The organism is Paraburkholderia lebeckiae (assembly GCF_050436225.1).
GTDB lineage: Bacteria > Pseudomonadota > Gammaproteobacteria > Burkholderiales > Burkholderiaceae > Paraburkholderia > Paraburkholderia tuberum.
In genome coordinates this window covers 1,339,027-1,354,735 of record NZ_JBNDLU010000002.1, presented here as the reverse complement: position 1 = coordinate 1,354,735, position 15,709 = coordinate 1,339,027, and the positions used below count along the sequence as shown (strand labels likewise).

General features: G+C 60.0%; 12 protein-coding genes and 5 pseudogenes. 5 read left to right on the top strand and 12 right to left on the bottom strand.

Features of this window, described 5'->3' with window-relative positions; genetic code table 11:
- Positions 1–24: 24 nt before the first annotated feature.
- The 4 genes from OKW45_RS20935 to istA all read right to left on the bottom strand — a co-directional run bounded on the left by OKW45_RS20935 (position 25) and on the right by istA (position 5,603).
- Positions 25–1,047, bottom strand: coding sequence for an IS30 family transposase (locus OKW45_RS20935; RefSeq protein WP_429409801.1), 1,023 nt, complete (start codon positions 1,045–1,047; stop codon positions 25–27).
- 404 nt (positions 1,048–1,451) lie between these two features.
- Complete coding sequence (locus OKW45_RS20930; RefSeq protein ID WP_429470820.1) at positions 1,452–2,537, bottom strand: IS630 family transposase; 1,086 nt, start codon at positions 2,535–2,537, stop codon at positions 1,452–1,454.
- A 754-nt stretch (positions 2,538–3,291) separates the two neighbouring features.
- Entirely contained in the window at positions 3,292–4,107 is an 816-nt protein-coding gene (gene istB / locus OKW45_RS20925; RefSeq protein WP_187620122.1) for an IS21-like element helper ATPase IstB, read from the bottom strand.
- Entirely contained in the window at positions 4,104–5,603 is a 1,500-nt protein-coding gene (istA, locus tag OKW45_RS20920) for an IS21 family transposase (RefSeq protein WP_429470818.1), read from the bottom strand. Before istA ends, istB begins: the two co-directional genes overlap by 4 nt.
- A 667-nt stretch (positions 5,604–6,270) precedes the next feature.
- Between istA and OKW45_RS20915 the strand changes: the two genes are divergently transcribed.
- Positions 6,271–6,978: an IS6 family transposase gene (locus tag OKW45_RS20915; protein WP_429473331.1), complete on the top strand. Its 708-nt coding sequence runs from the start codon at positions 6,271–6,273 to the stop codon at positions 6,976–6,978.
- Between the two features lie 60 nt (positions 6,979–7,038).
- Here OKW45_RS20915 and OKW45_RS20910 read toward each other — a convergent pair.
- A pseudogene (locus tag OKW45_RS20910) lies at positions 7,039–8,152 on the bottom strand (IS4 family transposase); the annotation flags it as partial.
- Between OKW45_RS20910 and OKW45_RS20905 the strand changes: the two are divergent.
- From OKW45_RS20905 to OKW45_RS20895, 3 genes and pseudogenes are all read left to right on the top strand, one after another.
- A pseudogene (locus OKW45_RS20905) lies at positions 8,138–8,308 on the top strand (alpha/beta hydrolase); the annotation flags it as partial. The pseudogenes OKW45_RS20910 and OKW45_RS20905 overlap by 15 nt on opposite strands.
- A 276-nt stretch (positions 8,309–8,584) precedes the next feature.
- Entirely contained in the window at positions 8,585–8,839 is a 255-nt protein-coding gene (locus OKW45_RS20900; RefSeq protein ID WP_018420610.1) for a hypothetical protein, read from the top strand.
- A 27-nt stretch (positions 8,840–8,866) separates the two neighbouring features.
- Entirely contained in the window at positions 8,867–9,121 is a 255-nt protein-coding gene (locus OKW45_RS20895) for a hypothetical protein (RefSeq protein ID WP_429470816.1), read from the top strand.
- 282 nt (positions 9,122–9,403) lie between these two features.
- On the opposite strand, the pseudogene OKW45_RS20890 reads toward OKW45_RS20895, so the two are convergent.
- Together OKW45_RS20890 and OKW45_RS20885 are read right to left on the bottom strand one after the other, a co-directional pair.
- A pseudogene (locus OKW45_RS20890) lies at positions 9,404–9,888 on the bottom strand (hypothetical protein).
- 17 nt (positions 9,889–9,905) lie between these two features.
- Complete coding sequence (locus OKW45_RS20885; protein ID WP_429470814.1) at positions 9,906–10,460, bottom strand: hypothetical protein; 555 nt, start codon at positions 10,458–10,460, stop codon at positions 9,906–9,908.
- Positions 10,461–10,763: 303 nt separating this feature from the next.
- Here OKW45_RS20885 and OKW45_RS20880 point away from each other — a divergent pair, with 303 nt between their 5' ends.
- Entirely contained in the window at positions 10,764–10,973 is a 210-nt protein-coding gene (locus OKW45_RS20880) for a hypothetical protein (protein WP_429470812.1), read from the top strand.
- Between the two features lie 692 nt (positions 10,974–11,665).
- Here OKW45_RS20880 and OKW45_RS20875 read toward each other — a convergent pair.
- The 5 genes and pseudogenes from OKW45_RS20875 to OKW45_RS20855 all read right to left on the bottom strand — a co-directional run.
- A pseudogene (locus OKW45_RS20875) lies at positions 11,666–11,962 on the bottom strand (transposase); the annotation flags it as partial.
- Positions 11,963–12,394: 432 nt separating this feature from the next.
- Positions 12,395–12,780: pseudogene (locus tag OKW45_RS20870) on the bottom strand (Ku protein); the annotation flags it as partial.
- Positions 12,781–13,274: 494 nt separating this feature from the next.
- The gene (locus OKW45_RS20865; RefSeq protein WP_429470810.1) at positions 13,275–13,439 is read right to left on the bottom strand and encodes a DUF2934 domain-containing protein; all 165 of its coding nucleotides are present in this window, start codon (positions 13,437–13,439) and stop codon (positions 13,275–13,277) included.
- Positions 13,440–13,942: 503 nt separating this feature from the next.
- Complete coding sequence (locus OKW45_RS20860) at positions 13,943–14,167, bottom strand: dodecin family protein (RefSeq protein ID WP_018419043.1); 225 nt, start codon at positions 14,165–14,167, stop codon at positions 13,943–13,945.
- 492 nt (positions 14,168–14,659) lie between these two features.
- A complete protein-coding gene (locus OKW45_RS20855; RefSeq protein WP_429470808.1) occupies positions 14,660–15,085 on the bottom strand; it encodes a Uma2 family endonuclease in 426 nt (141 codons plus the stop codon).
- Positions 15,086–15,709 lie beyond the last annotated feature (624 nt).

The following is a 15,709-nucleotide window of genomic DNA, read 5'->3' as shown; positions in this document are numbered from 1 at the left end:
CAAGAGTGAAGCGCAACAGCGGGTTTAATGTTTAGAGCCTTGAGGTTGACTTGCCGAGGCAAGGGTCGCGGCGAAGACCTCGAATGGCGAATGGAAGGCATGAGTCGCGCGAGGTCGGCTGTTCAGACTGTCGGCGATAGCGTCAAGTTCGTCCTGACTGTAGACCGAAAGGTCTGCGCTTTTGGGCAGATACTGGCGCAGTAGCCCGTTGGTGTTTTCGCAAGTGCCGCGTTGCCAGGGACTGTGGGGGTCGCAGAAGTACACCTTCACGCCGGTTGCGGCGGTGAGCTCTTTATGGCGCGACATTTCTTTGCCCTGGTCGTAGGTGAAGCTCTGCCGTAATGGCGCGACAATCGAATTGAGTTTGGCGGAGAAGCCCGCCAGCGCTGAAGCGGCGGTGGCGTCTTCCATCTTGGCAAGCAGCACCAGCCGGCTGGTCCGTTCGACCAGCACGCCTACCGAGGACTGGTTGCCGGCACCCTTGATGAAGTCGCCTTCCCAGTGCCCAGGCAGCAGTCGGTCTTCGATTTCGGGCGGCCGCACATGAATACTGACCATGTCAGGAATCTGTCCGCGCCGGTCTGTGCCCCGTGTACGCGGCATGCGCGTGCTGTGGCCATGGCGCAAGCACGCAATGAGCTGACGGCGCAGTTCGCCGCGCGGCTGGGCATAGATGGCCGTGTAGATGGTTTCGTGCGAAACCTGTTGGGTCGGGTCGGTCGGATACATACGCTTGAGTGTGCCCGATATCTGCTGGGGTGACCATTTCCACTCGAGCAGGGTGAGAACGATACGCCAGCAGACGCTTTGCAGGCAAAGCTTTGTGGGATGGCGACCCGCGCTGCGGCGTGCGGCACTGAGTGCTTCAGCCGACACGGACGCGTAGCCAGCGGGAGAGCTGTTTCGCGTCAGTTCCCGGCTAACGGTGGCCGGCGAGCGCCCGAGTATCCGGGCCATGGCCCGGATACTCGAACCCTGCAGATGCAGGCTTGCAATGGTCAGACGCTCTTCAGGTTGAAGTTGCTGGTACTGAGTTCTTTCGTGCATCGCAACACCTTATACGAGATAGGTGTTGCACTTCAGATTTGAGGCCGCCCCCCTTAAAGCCTATTCGTCGAAGTGCCGGAACGAAGCGAGTCTTCAATGCGTCGTCCATCTCTCTCCGGCTCACTTGTATGTCCTTCCGAAAACATGCCGATTATGTCCGTGAGCGCTAGATCCACTCTCGCCCAAGTTGATTGTCAACGGTCTATATGTCGACGTCTGTCCAAAATGGCCGGACACGACAGTTTGCCGATCAGCCTGAATGGAGGTTGGCTACGCAATCGTGGATGGCCCGCGCGAACTGCGGACTGGACAAATCGATACCGACACGCGCGAGCGAAAGCAACAATTGCTCGACGCCTTCAACAACCCCGACGATGCGCCCGTTTTCCACGGGATCGCTAAAGCTAGTGTAGTGCTTCGTTTTTCTTGGAACCAAGGCGACGGTTGGCGCGAATGACTTTCTGCAAGATGTCATTGGCCTTGGCAGTCCACACGAATGGTTTGGGATCCTGGTTATGCACGGCGATGTACTCCTTGATAGCGAGGACCAGATCGGGAACGCAGCGGAACACGCCACGGCGCAAACGTTCGGTAGTGATATCGCGAAAGAAGCGTTCCACCATGTTCAGCCACGATGCGGAGGTCGGCGTGAAATGCACGGTGAAACGAGGATGTTTCGCGAGCCACTCCTTAACTTTAGGGTGCTTGTGCGTGGCATAGTTATCGCAGATCAAATGCAGCTCTTTGCCCTTGGGAGTTTCACGGTCAATCTGGCGCAAGAAGGCGAGCCATTCGCTGTGACGGTGGCGCTGATCACAGCGGGCGATGACCGAGCCATCGACGGTATTGAGCGCCGCGAACAGGGTCGTGGTGCCGTGACGCTTGTAGTCATGAGTCTGGATGGCCGCACGGCCTCTCTTCAAGGGCAGTCCGGGCTGGGTGCGATCGAGCGCCTGCACCTGGCTCTTCTCGTCGCAACACAGAACCAACGCGTGCTCCGGCGGGGACATATACAAGCCCACGATGTCTTCGAGCTTCTCGGCAAACTTCGGATCTCGCGAGACTTTGAAGCTCTCGATCAGGTGAGGCTTGAGTCCGTTGGCCTGCCAGATTCGCAGCACCGTTGTGTCGCTGACGCCAGCTGTCCTAGCGAGCGTGCGCGTGCTCCAGTGAGTCGCAGCTTCAGGCGTGGTCTGCGTCGTCAACCGTACAATCTCGGCGCGATCGATGCGTGGCTTGCGCCCACTGCGCGGCAGGTCATCTTTTATCGCCGCGACGCCGCCCCGAACAAAGCGCTCGCGCCAGCGTCCCACCTGCACCCGCCCGATTCCCAAGGCTGCGGCAATCTCCCGATTGCCCATGCCATCGGCTGCCAACAGGACGATCTGCGCTCGCCGAACGGCTCTTACCTCGAGGGTTTGCGATCTCGCCATCGCTTCAAGTTTGATGCGTTGTTCGCTGCTCAATTCGATCGGTCTCGCCGTCTTCATGACTCGCTCCATCATTCGTACAAAGAGCATGACAATGGCAAGACCTTCTTGGTTCCACTAATTCAGAAGCACTACACTAGGCAGTGCTTCCGGCAAATTGGATTCGATAATTGCGATTCCGTCCTCAACGCTGAGGTTGATTCCGAACGGCAGCAAAAACGCCCGATTCTTATCCATTCTTCCGATCTCGACGTCGTCCACAGCCGCATTGTCAACGATCCAGCAGGCAATGTCGAACCGCCGGTTGTGGCCGTTCGCGGCTAGTTGGTGATGTTGTCGCGTATCGATGCTGGGTCTTTCGGTTCCCAGTACCCACCGCTACCGTGATACGTTTCCGCGCGCAACCAAAAAGCTTCATTGCAATGCAGGCAGCGAAAATGGTACTCGACGTAGTCGTCCCATGCAGCGCCTGCCGCGAGTTTGTCAAATGAGATGGAGACCCAAGGGCTGTCAGGAATCACTTCTATGAGCGTTTTGTCCGCGATGTTCTCCGCTGCGATCTGTATCGCTTTGCGTAGCTCGCGAGGATGTTTGATTGCATACCGAACGCAAACGTCTTCACATCGAGAGCATGCCACAGAAGACTCCTTCAGGGTTTTTCGCCTTTAACAGGGATGGCCGGGCTGGTGCCAGCAACGGCGACGAACCGAATTGTCGACGATTCCTGCGTCGATGTCGAATGTGGATAGCGTCAAGCAGGAAGTCCGGTTTACCGACAAACATCTTGGCCGGTCGGTCGAGATGTTTGTCGCTGTCAGTTGGACATGGTTGTCGCTCCGTTCGGATTGTCAGCGGGTAATTGACGGCGCCGCTCCTTCTGTTTGTCGCTGGCTTTGCGGCGTCGATAGCTTTCAACGTTCAGTTCGAAGATCGTCGAGTGATGCACAAGCCGGTCGATGGCCGCCACTGTCATGCCGGGGTCGGGGAAGACGTCATTCCAGCCTGAGAACGGCTGGTTGGCCGTTATCAGAAGACTTTTCCGCTCATACCTCTCGGCGATCAGCTCGAACAGCACGCTGGTTTCGGCCTGGTCCTTCCTCACATACGACAGATCATCGAGGATGATCAGGTCGAAGCGGTCAAGCTTCGCAAGCGCCGAAGGCAGTTGCAGACTTTGACGTGCGACCTGGAGCTTCTGCACGATTTCGCCGGTGCGCGTGAACAATACGCGATAGCCGGCGTCGATCAGTGCATGTCCGATTGCGCTTCCAAGATGACTTTTCCCGCCTCCAGGCGGCCCGAACAGTAGAATCGTGGCGCCTTTCTCAAGCCACGAATCGCCGGTGGCCAGCGCCATCACATGCGCCTTTGAGACCATAGGCACAACACCGAAGTCGAAGGTGGCGAGCGTCTTGGTCGGATCCAGATGTGACTCGGCACGATGACGTTCGATTCTTCGTTTGGCGCGCTCGGCAAGTTCATGTTCGAGCAATGCACCGAGTAACCGCGACGCCTGCCAGCTTTCCTTGTCCGAGCGTTCAGCGAAGTCCGGCCACAACCGGCCGATCGTTGGCAGGCGCAGTTCGTTGAGCATAAGTGCGATACGGCCAGCATCGTAGGCGGCGTTCATGCGAGCACCTCCTCATCGAGCAACGTGTCGTAAAGCGCGGCGGACGGCATCTCGACGACAACCACCGGACACTCGGCCTGGCGCGGCGCGAACTCATCGAACAACACCTTCAGATCGGGCAGTTCACCGAGTTCGAGCAATGCATCGAGCCGCTCGGCCAGTTGCGCCTCAACGCCGTGGTGCCCGGCGAGTTCAAGCAGGCCCACCATGGTCTTGCAGGCGCTACGCGGCGTCAGTGCCTGATCCAGCCGTTCCCAGGTGCGACGATAGGCTTCACGTGGAAACAGATCGTCGCGGAACGCGAGGCCCCTGAAGGCCTGCGGCTTGCGTTTGAGCGAATCGATGAAGTGCCGGTAGTCGATGCCGCGACCGCGCCGCTTGCTGGTGTGCGTGGCCCTCGTCGTGCTGTGCACGAGCGCGCCGGACAGATAGCAATCGAGCCGGTCACTGTAAAGGCGCACCTTCAGGCGATGGCCGATCAGCCGCGACCGGGCGCTGTACAGGACGCAACGTACGGTGAACGTGCCGCAGCGGGTCACGCGCGCCTCTTCCTCAACGAAGTCGGTGGTACGGTGCTCAGGCAGATCCAGCAGGTGTTCGCGCTCGATCTGGAACGCTGCAGCATTGCGCCGGTTGCGGCGCATCACCACCCCGCGTACGAACTCGTCGTACGCGGCCCGGTCTGCGAAGTCGCGGTGACCGCGCAACTCCAGAGCCTGATCGATCTGATCCTTCAGATAGCGATGCGACGATTCCACACTGCCATTCTCATGACCCATGCCACGGTTGTTGCGCGTGCCTTCCATCCCGTAGTGATCGAGTAGCACCGCATAGCGAGCTGTGAAGTCTTCCTCTTCCTGCAGGTTCCTGAAGGCCGCCGACAGACTGTCGGAGCGGTGCTCGCGTGGGCAGCCGCCGGCCTGCCACAGCGCGTTCTGCAATCCCGTCGCGAGCGCCTGGAAGCTCTCGCCGCCATCGACCACGCTGGCGTATTCCCAGCGCGAGAATGCCAGCACAAAGTGATACAGCAGGTGGTCAAACGGGACGCCGCCAATTGTCACGCACAGCTTGTCCATGTGGGTGAAGTCCGACAGGCCTCGCGCGCCTGGCTGATACGTTTGAGGGAAGAACACTTCCTGGTTCGGCCCTTCGAGCGCGCGCCACTGGCTGACATGCCGCTCAAACGTGCGACGCATGCTGTCGGGAAAGCGTTCGGGATGGTCGTCCTGCAATTTGCGCAGCAGGGTGATCGCCTTCAGCTTTGGCGCACTACGCAGCAATGGGACGACCTCGGCTTCCCACACGTCGGCAAATGGATCAGGACGCGAGCGCCAGTAGCGCCGAGGCTGCTGCGACGGAAGCCCGGCTTCACGTTCGACGCGTCGCGCCGTGCGCTCGCTCATGCCCGACTTCGCTGCGGCGACCTTCTGTGGATGGTGTTTGCGCTGGTTCATGTAGAGGCGGACCTGTTGGTCGGTGATGCGGGTTCCAGACATGGGCTGACCGCCTCTTTTTCGATTCAGTCAGCCATCCTAGACCTCGCCGACCCGGCGCCGCCGGCAGTTCGTCGTCTCCGGCGGCTACGCCGCCTCCGACTCCTCACTACCGGCCAAGATGAATGTCGGTACACCGGACGTAGTCATTGTCGCCGCCCAGTCGAATGACCGGTTGTGGCCGAACCCAGTCCCACGGATGGCTTGCGTGACAGGACTGAACGCGGCGTGCCGCGACGGGCCGCCCTCGACCCACTTCAGCCAAGGAGTCAGCGGCCGTTCGTCAAGTTGGTGCTGTCGGTGACTGTTGAGGCGAAACGGTGGTCATCGGCTCCCGTCCGCAAACAACGTTTAATGAGGAGTGGATGTTACTGACACAGACGCCATCACATCCTTCGCGACGATGGGCGGGGGGTTGCTGCAAAACGCTGGCGGTGCGGTTGCTTGCGGTGCCGGTCAAGGCTGCGTGTATGTCTGCAACGCCCGTTGCGCTGCATCCAACCATCTAGGTCCACAGCATAGTCATCTGAATGTCGGACGGTCAGCACGGCCTTGTCGGCGATCGGCATGGTTTCTGCGACCCGGTCCTATGCGGCTCCGGTGCAAATAGCGCGCGTGCGAATCGGTTAAGGTGTCGGACTGAACAAATTGAGAGCCGACGATGAGCAAACTGAAGAGCCTGGACGAACTGTTCGCAGGCCGTCACTTTGACCGTGAAGTGATCATTCTGTGTGTTCGCTGGTATTTGCGCTACAAGCTTAGCCTGCGCGATCTGGTCGAAATGATGGCGGAACGAGGTCTCTCGCTGGCGCACACGACGATCCTGCGCTGGGTGCGGCGCTATGCGCCGGAGTTCGTTAAACGGTGGAACCGCTTTGGCAGGCCCACTGGCCAGTCGTGGCGCGTCGACGAGACTTACCTCAAACTGCGCGGCAAGTGGGTCTATCTTTATCGGGCGGTGGATCGGGCAGGCCAGACGGTAGACTTCATGCTCAGCGCCAGGCGCGACGTGAAGGCGGCAAAAGCCTTTTTCAAAAAGGCAATCAAGCATCAGGGGCAGCCACCGAAGACCATCACGCTCGATGGTTATGCGGCCTCGCATCGCGCTGCGCGCGAAATGCAGGTCGATGGCTTGCTGCCTGAGGACACGAAGGTCCGATCCTCGAAATATCTCAATAATCTGGTCGAGCAGGACCACCGCAATATCAAGTCCCGGACGAAAGTCATGCTCGGTTTCAAACGTTTCAGGAACGCAGCGATCACTCTCTCAGGTATCGAATTGGTACATCGTATTCGCAAAGGCCAATTCAGCCTCGCGAAGCTCGACCTCAAAGATACCGCTGCGCCCGCAGTTTGGAAGGCCGTGCTGTCTGCTTGATGAGGTCTCCGTTCTACAGAAATCTCGTCCAGACCGTCTATTTGCACCAGAGCCTTACAGAGCGCCGTGTATCTCGTCAGCCGCGAAGAACAACGACGCGTCCAGCTCCGGACAGGTTCTGCCGACACGCATGAGCCGCGCGATACGCCACGATACCACCATGTACAGCGCGAGCGCCTTCTCCACGCGCTCCATCTGTGAGAGTTGCAGCGCCTCAACCCGGCAGGCGTTCTTCAGGACATTGAAGAACATTTCTATTTCCCATCTCGCGCGGTACCATTCAACGAGTTCGATGAGCGCATGCGCATCGCCCGCTTCGCGGTTGGTCCCAAGACGCCAGATGACGGGCTTCACACCCGCTGGCGCATCCACTTCATACGCCTCGACGCAGGTGAGCGTGACACCGGCGCGCCCGGCCAGCGTGACGCGCTGGCTACGCAGTTCCTGCCTCACTTCACGCGCCTTCTGGCCACTGCGCCCCGGGCAGTACGAAGCTGATATGGCCGAGCACGTTACTCGCATGTACCTTTTCCCACAGCTTTTCTTCGTCCCTCAGGGCACGATTGTGCTGGGACCGGATCAGCCAGTCCGCCGGTTCACCCAGTTCCTGCGCACGCTGCATGAGCGCGGCGATGTCACCTTCACGATCGGCCACATACACCAGTCGCGTGTCAGGCAGGGCCCGTGCCTGTTCGGCCACGATCTCATAGCTTTCGATCCACCGCACACTTTCCCTGACACCGCCACGCCTGCCGTTTGCATCGCGTGGCTCGCGCGCCCACATCCATCCGTTCATCACATCCAGCGGCTCCCGATCCGGTGTCACCGCCTAGGTCGCGTGAAGATACACGCCCACCTGTGCTTCATAACTGAGCGGGCCGGCCCCATCGATGTCCTGACCGTTAAAGTTCAGCTCTGTCGTATCGGCAATGCAGAGCACCACCGGCAACTGCTCCATGCGCGTCGTGGTACGGTCCCAATGCGGCTGCATCATGTCGCGCCAGTCGATGCGCTCATTGCCCAGAAAGCGATATGCCGCCATCGTCTCGGCCCAGCCTTCGCACGCGCCCGGAATGCTGGCCGTGGGCCGGCTGGCGAACCGCCTGACCAGCTCCTTCGCGCGCTGGTCTCGCCGTGGATCACCCAAATCCAGCGTCTCGGGCTCGACGTCAATGTCATCGAAGTCAACCGGGACGCCTTCGCTCTGCTCGAATGTCCGAAGGATCTTGTGATCGTCCCCGGCGCGACCCACCTGTTCGAAGAACCCGGCACACTGGAAGCCGTTTCACGGTACGCGGTGCAGTGGTTCAAGCGTTATCTCGACGCCTGAGCGGGCCGGTCAACGTAATGGTGCGGCGCGCTGAAGAGCCGCGCGTCCGCGTCAGTGCGTGCGGCAACGCGCGTTGCCGCGATCGGTGCACGTAGTGTCCGGACATCGATATGCACAAGAAAGGGCACTATCAAACTGAGCGTGCCTTCGCAACCTATACGGAAGGGCGTAACCTCGTATGAACGGAGGAAGCCGCGCTATGCCGAGCGACGAGCGCAGATCTTCGTCGCTACGTAGCCACCTTCCCTTAAGGCTTAAGGTGCGGAAGAGGTCGTCATGCCTGATACCGAGGTGTACAAATTTCAATACGCGCGTCGACAGGGACTGCAGCGTACCTATGATGTAGTTCTGAATATTTGTCGGCTCGAATCCGGCGTATGTTCTTACGCGGCATGGGTCCATTTCGCCGGCGCATTCAAAGGCAACGGACTGATTTTCCCACTGATTGCAAAAACTACGGAGGAAGCGGCGGTTGAAGCGCGAGGACGTATTGAAAACGACATCGAAGACCTCGCCGGCATCGCTGAATAACATTGCATTTGTTGTCTGGAGTTGGCCATGGAAGAGCAACAGGTGCACCGGGGCTACATTATCACGGTCAGCGCGCGAGAGGACTACGACGGCGGGTCGACTGTTACGTTGCTGGTGGAGCAGCTGTCGCGGCGTGGCGAAATCGACCGCAAGGGCGGCCGCATACCTGAGCCGGAGCACTACCGCTCATTGCTCAGCGTAGCGGCCGCAGTCAGCGACGCGATAGACCTCGCCAGGCGCGCGATCGATGCCCAGCTTGGCGGATCTCCGCGCGAACATTAGCCTCGTACCCGTCCACCCGTTGCCGGGCAAGCGGCGGCAGGCGCCGTATCCTCGAGCAGACCACCACACGCACATCAAACTCACATCAAGTGGACAGTGCAGTCGCTTCAGCACCTGGGCGACGCCAGGGGCAACGTCCTGCGCGGTCTTCGTCGTCCTGGCCATCGGGGTCGTCAGCATTTTCCGGCCACCGGACCTTACCTTAACGCCTTGTTGCGACAGAGCGATCCGTAATACCAGCCGTATTCGACGTGGCGATTGCGCGCGCATTCCGGCTGGACTTTACTGCAAGGTGCCCCATCGCCCGACCGCCGGCTCGGCCGAAGCCCACTTCCAACCGTCCTGATCCTTACAGATCGAAGCGACGAACCAGTCAGCGGGCGCACCGGGCTTCTCGCCAGCAATGACCGAAAATGCAAACTCGCGACAGGTCGCCAGCGCGCTGTCGAACTCGCGCAGCACGCGGACCTCGCCGTGACCATTTTCGAGCGGCAGCACGTGTTTGACCCGCCACGGCTTCGTTTCGCCGACCGGCAATTCACCCGCCGTGGCCGCGATCGCCATCTGCTGGTCGCCGTGCAGCGACTTCATCACGCGCCTGACGGCTTCGTCGGCGGCGGCCTGCACCGCGATGCCCACGCCGATGCCGATGGCAGGATTGCTGGTGACGGCGCCCGTCGATACCGCGGCGACCGCACCGGCCACCGCGCCGACGCGCAGCCACTCATCATTACCGTCAAACTCGCCACAACGCCGGCCGCAAGCATCGCATCAAGGCGGCGCTTCATTGCAGCGCACCCCAGCGTGCCGTGGCCGGTTCCGCCGAGGCCCATTTCCAGTCATCGCCATCACGGCACACCGCAGCGATGTAGAACGAACTGGTCGCGGGCTGATCCTTCTTCGCATCGGTATCGACGGAAAAGACAATTTCCTTGCAGTCGAGCATGCCGGTACTGATCACCCGGCTTACAGTCACGCGGCCTTGTTCGTCTGGCTCGATCGGTACGCTGTGCCTGGTGAACCAGGGTGCCACGGCGCCGACCGCGAGCGGTCCCGCCGCGGTCGCAATCTGCGCCTGCGTATACGCGTGCATCACGCGTTCCGAGTACTGCACGCCGGCTCGGGCAGCGGCCACTGCGCCGAGGCCGATGCCGGTGGCAACGGCCGCGTTGTTGGTCACCGTGCCGGCGATGGCCGCCCCGGCGATACCGGCACCCGCAGTGGCGCCTTCACTGTAAAGTGAACTGCAGCCAGTCAGACCCGTACTGACGGCTGCCAACGCGAGACAGGTCGCCAGCGCCACAACGTTCAGGCAATGCCGCCGAATCGCGCTCTGCATGATTCTTTTCCTCGCTCCGGATGGCTTGTCCCGATCGATGCAGTAGCCGATTGCGCGAAAGCTGGCAGACGCATCGCGAGAGCGGCGCATTCCACATTCTGACGCGAGTGGATTGGTGAAACCAGCGAAATTCGCAGGAGCGGCGCGCAGCGGTGATTTGCGGGATGGCGCGCGATGCCTGCTGGCTCACACCGCCTGACTGACCAAGCTCGATGTCCCTTTCCAGGGCGACAATCAAGATTGTCGAGTCCTCAGGCACAGCCGGTGCGTGCTGTCTGTCGAATCTCATTGAGGGTGCGCCACTTGATGAACACCATCGGGCATTTGCCGCCCGTCCCCTTGCGCGAAACAACGCCACCGGGAACTGGATCACTGCGACGCGTTCTTCTATTTGCGCCGACTTTCAAGCAAGGCAACGCGCGCCTGGTCGATACGTTCCATAAGGTCGAGTTCCGGCCGGTTGACCGAAAAGGCGGACCGAAGATCGCATATGTCGCGGCATCATCGCCGTGATCGATTCGATCGCTGAAACCACGTTGACACCCTGTCAGCGACGTCCCGGCCGTTGTATGCTTAGCCCGAAATAGGAGGGGCCATGACTCAAAAGGCGCGAGAGCTTTACAGGAGCGCGAACGGAGACCGTTGGTCGCTCGTCCACGAATACGACTCTGGCCGGGTTTTCGTCCGACATGAGCCAAACCTCTCGTCAGGTGGCCGGCCGTCCGACATCTCAATTGGCGACTTCCTTGTTCGAAATGGCAAAGGTCCGGAGCATACCGAACTGCTTCGCCTGATCGGGACATTGGTGGAGACGCCAGCCGATAACTAGCGCTTACCTTTTACGGTTGTTCAACTCGCGTCGGTGACTGCGCAGGCCTGCTCCGTGCCAGTATGGCTTTCAACGCCGATGCTTTGCGCTGCTCGCGATGGACGCCGACGCCGCCCCTCAAGGCAATACCGTGGTCGGACGACATCTGCCTGGGGACGCTGCAGAAAACGGAAAACAGGCACGGTAGCGACATAACGATCTGTCGCAAATCGACCAGGCCGTGTGGAAACTCGACGGAGTTGCAATGCGACGGGTAAACCTGGCCCGTCGGCGCGTTTGGCTGTCTTTGGGGGTGTCGCGGCGATGACGGGACGCTGAACGTCTCTAGCGCGCTCCAATCAAGTTCAAGGGGTTAGTTTTTGGACCTACGGGGTGCTCACGCACCCACCAGCCGCATCGCTTTCATCGTTTTCCTGAACCCCAGGATTCTCAGCACTCGCATGAGATTGTAGGCAAGTACGTTCAGGCTCATCTCGGTCCCCACGTTGGGCAGCCTGCGTGTCAGGAAATGCGTGTAGCCCATCCAGTGCTTGAACGTGCCGAAGACATGTTCGACGGTTCGCCTGCGCACCGTCATCGCATCCGGTGTCCGGTCGAGCCGACGTTGAACTGCTTCCAGCACCGACTCATGTTCCCATCGCGTGATTCGTCGCCCTGTGCCTGGAGTGCACTGTGTGTCCCACGGCGTGTCGTTGTGCGTGGACTCGGCGATGTCATGGACAATTTTCTGCGGGTCGGCTGTCTTCATATGTCCTCCATCTACTACTAATAGCAGTGTAGTGAAGATCGCGACCGTGGAAATCGCAAATAGAATCTGTCAATGAAGCGTATGCCAGAGGCCTGCATCCTCGAATGCTGAAATGCATATTCAGTGCCACACGTATCCCCTTAGCGCACGCGGTCACGAGGCATCGCCGATGAGATTCGACGGCAGCCTAGCTCGCCATGAGGCTTCGATTCACTTGACGTTCGCGTTTGACAGCCGTCGCGACGGCGACCTGCGTCAAACACCGCGCGCGAGAGCGCAGCGGCGGTGTTTCGCGCTAGACGCGCTTCAGGTATTGAGACAACGATAGGCGCTCAAGTGGCGCACTAAGCCCTGCCTTTGCCGCAGCAGACTGTAGAGTTTGGCTCCCCGTTTGTCCGGCGCAATGAAATACGCCTTGTCGTAGTACAGCGGGTCGACCGATTCCTCTGGCATGAAGGAGACAATTTCCACGACATGCGTCGCGCCTTCCTCGAGCGCTTTCAGCTCATCAGGCGTGAAAACGACAAACTGTCCCTTCTCGAACTCGTACCCTTTCTTCATGTCAGCACGTGTCACGACCTTGCCGGTGGCTTCACAAACGTACTGCTGTTTCACCCGGCCGCCTTCCGGCGACGGGAAATTGAAGCCTACCCCTGAGGCACTCTCGGTGGCCGAATACAGTTTGACCGGAATGGAAACCAGCCGAAGGAAAGGGTCAACGATGCGATTGAGCGCGCTGCCATGGACTTCTCCTCGTAGCCGGCGGCAGGAAACTCGCGCGGCTTCTGATTACGGCTGCACCAGCCAGCTGTTGGAGGCTAGCCGATACCCTCCCGGCTTTCGCAAGCTTAGCACCGGGAAACCGGTTCCCGAAGGCCGAATCAACTCAGATGCCCGTGGATGCTCGTAGGCCGCCTTCAGTTGCAAAGACCCGCCGTTTGCACGCGAACTGAGCTTTCTGTTCGTCCAGAGCTTTCGCAGAGTCAGTCCAACTCCGAGACGTCGCGCGCCTCGCGCTCGGTCATGCGCGAACCGCCAGTTGTTTTCGCAGGGTATCCAGGTGTGCTAACTGCTAGCGGCGCCGATTTTGGCTCACTGGCGGATAAAGCACTCGAACTGGTAAGGAGCAAGGCGACACCCGGACGGTCGGAGTACCTGAGACCAGTCCGGTCAATCGCCAAGACAGGCGCGTGAGGGCCCTTGCTCAGGCGCCCGCATTGCCTTTGGCGCGCGCCGCTCAGGCTACTGTGTCGCCCTCAGATGCTGCCGGTGACTCGTCCGCATCCAACTGCTGTCGAGCCTTCTCCCAGTATTCGTCCGCGCGTCCTTCGGGAGAGCCGTCCTTCTCCCACAGATAGAAAGCAAGTGTTCGGATTTGTTCTTCAGTGACTGGCACGTCCATCTCAACCTCCTTAAAGAAAGTGGCCCGGGCGGGCAGGCTAATTACGGCTAGTCGATGGTAGCAAGGCGCCTGCTTGATGTCGCTGGTCGTCGGCGACTCACCGTCTCAGTCTGGCACGGACCGTGGTTGCCCGAACGCTCTGCGCACGTGCGAGTGGCTGTAGCGCTGCAGGCGCCAATGTAAAAAATACTCCTGCCCCATCGGCCAGCGGCGGTTTGACCGTGGCGCGACAGTAGCCGGGCCCGGATGGACTGCGCTATCTGCGATGCGACGAACGTGGTCGAATTTACGTGCATTGAAGGCGAGCGCGTCCCGCCAGCTCGCAGCGACAAGGGGCGCAGGACGGACCGAAGCCCGCTGCGACGCAGTCATACCGCCCGGCTGAACTGCACGCTAGCGTGAGCATTCTGGGAGTTGCGCCGTCCGCAACTGCCGTACAAGCTCGATGCCGCAAACTTGCAGTGTCGGAAGCATCTTCTCTGCCGTGGTTCGGGGTCGCCGTTTCATGCTTCGTACTTGAACGACAAAGATACTCGCGCTCGGTATTCAACGACCTTGCCGCTATCGACCCTCATGTCGAGCTTGCAGACTTCGGCGACTCGCAAATCACGTAGCGAGTTCGCTGCAATTTCCACAGCATTTTTCGCCGCATCCTCCCAGGAAGTTGGGCTGGTGCCGATAATTTCCGTGACGCTGTAGACGCTGGATTCGGTGTCTTGCTTGGCCATGATTCTCGCTCCTCTGGGTTAGGAGGCACGGTTTCCGCACCTCAATGATTTCATCATAGGCCGTCCTGCGTGCCACGCGTCGCTTGAAGTAGCAACGCGCGTTGCCATAGTCCCGCCAGGATGCGGGCCAATTTCCAATGGGGAAGCCATGTTCGATTGCACAGCGAAACGCCGACACGCTGGCAGCCAGGCGCCAACGAGACGTTCATCGATTCCACATTAGCTTTTGCAGAAGCGGAGTAGATTGGGGGCACCACGCCGAGCCGTTGTCGAGCAGATTATGAATCGCCTTTATCAACCGGCCCATAGGGGCGGGCTTCAGCAACAATACGTCCCATAGCGGCCCGTCACAAGCAAGAAATGCGGACGCCGCAGAGGTTGGAGTTGGCGATGGCTACAAAGCGGAAGTCCGCATCGAGGAACGACAGTTCTGCGCCGGCGTCGTTGCGACAAGTACGCGGGCCGACATCAGGATGAGTTGACGCACACGGATTATGACTGCGCCGATGTCGCGCGATTCAGCAGCGGCGCATTAGCGTTGGCCTGCTTCGCCTCCCACTGCACCAAGTCATGGCTGACATCCCGGGCCCAGGTCATTTCCGCAACTCGATGGTGTATATCGTCGCAGACCTGGCTGCCGATGGTGCTGACCGACGCACTGACCTGGCAATAGAGGGGCTCGAGCGAGAGTGCTATCGCGAACGCGGAAGCCTGGCGTCGGCCCTCTGCTCCCCAAAATTCAAGTCCCCCATCCTGTCTGACCACAATCACCTCCTTCGCGCCGCCTTCCAGGTACGACGCGACCCTACGGTTCATCTCGCGCTGCCGGTCGCTATCGAGCAACACTTCTACGCAAAGGTCGGGTACAAACGGCACGGGGGTATCACCGTCCAGACCTTCCCATTTTTCGGGCGCCATCCATACCACGTCTGGGACCCTGATACCAAACGATGGCGTCACCGCGGCACTGCCATGGCGGCAAGGTGCCCACGATGCCATGCGGCAAGCAATCCGTTGCGGTCCAGCAGGATGGGCGTGTCCATGTTGTCTCGCAGGGAAATTCTGCTAAGCGTATACCCTCTCCCTGTGGTTTAACAACGTGTAACACTTCATTCGTATTGTGCAGTGCACAATTACAGCTCGGCCAGCAGCCGTTATCGAGTGCCGGCAGCCGACACGATGGGCTGACAGTTCCCTTGCTCCTAGGGGCCTTGCAGTCCTAGTATTCAAGTAGCTTCTCAGGTTCGCTGTGCACTGCCGCAGGAGGAAACCGATGAGAGCCAGGACACGACGTGCCGAAAGGACATTGGGTGGCGTCAACCGCGCCCGCACCTGCGCAGCGCTGAGGGCGGTCGCGACCCGGAATACAATTCGCTTGGCAGCAACGGAAGGCACCCCCGAGGCCGCCTTGCCACACGACGTCCAGCACCGCGAGTCACATGAGCCGTCAACGGAGATTCATGTCCGTCGGAGGCCGAAGCGGGTGCTTAACTGAACTGGTGGGACGCCCGCAAGTTTGCGGGGCCGGACAGCGCCTTGAGG

Bases quoted from the DNA above. Each gene is read 5' to 3' on its own strand.
- OKW45_RS20900 (WP_018420610.1), top strand. From the start codon at position 8,585: ATGCCTGATACCGAGGTGTACAAATTTCAATACGCGCGTCGACAGGGA.
- OKW45_RS20860 (WP_018419043.1), bottom strand. From the start codon at position 14,167: ATGGCCAAGCAAGACACCGAATCCAGCGTCTACAGCGTCACGGAAATT.
- OKW45_RS20895 (WP_429470816.1), top strand. From the start codon at position 8,867: ATGGAAGAGCAACAGGTGCACCGGGGCTACATTATCACGGTCAGCGCG.
- istB (WP_187620122.1), bottom strand. From the start codon at position 4,107: ATGAACGCCGCCTACGATGCTGGCCGTATCGCACTTATGCTCAACGAA.
- OKW45_RS20865 (WP_429470810.1), bottom strand. From the start codon at position 13,439: ATGGACGTGCCAGTCACTGAAGAACAAATCCGAACACTTGCTTTCTAT.
- OKW45_RS20930 (WP_429470820.1), bottom strand. From the start codon at position 2,537: ATGAAGACGGCGAGACCGATCGAATTGAGCAGCGAACAACGCATCAAA.
- OKW45_RS20855 (WP_429470808.1), bottom strand. From the start codon at position 15,085: ATGGCGCCCGAAAAATGGGAAGGTCTGGACGGTGATACCCCCGTGCCG.
- OKW45_RS20935 (WP_429409801.1), bottom strand. From the start codon at position 1,047: ATGCACGAAAGAACTCAGTACCAGCAACTTCAACCTGAAGAGCGTCTG.
- OKW45_RS20885 (WP_429470814.1), bottom strand. From the start codon at position 10,460: ATGCAGAGCGCGATTCGGCGGCATTGCCTGAACGTTGTGGCGCTGGCG.
- istA (WP_429470818.1), bottom strand. From the start codon at position 5,603: ATGTCTGGAACCCGCATCACCGACCAACAGGTCCGCCTCTACATGAAC.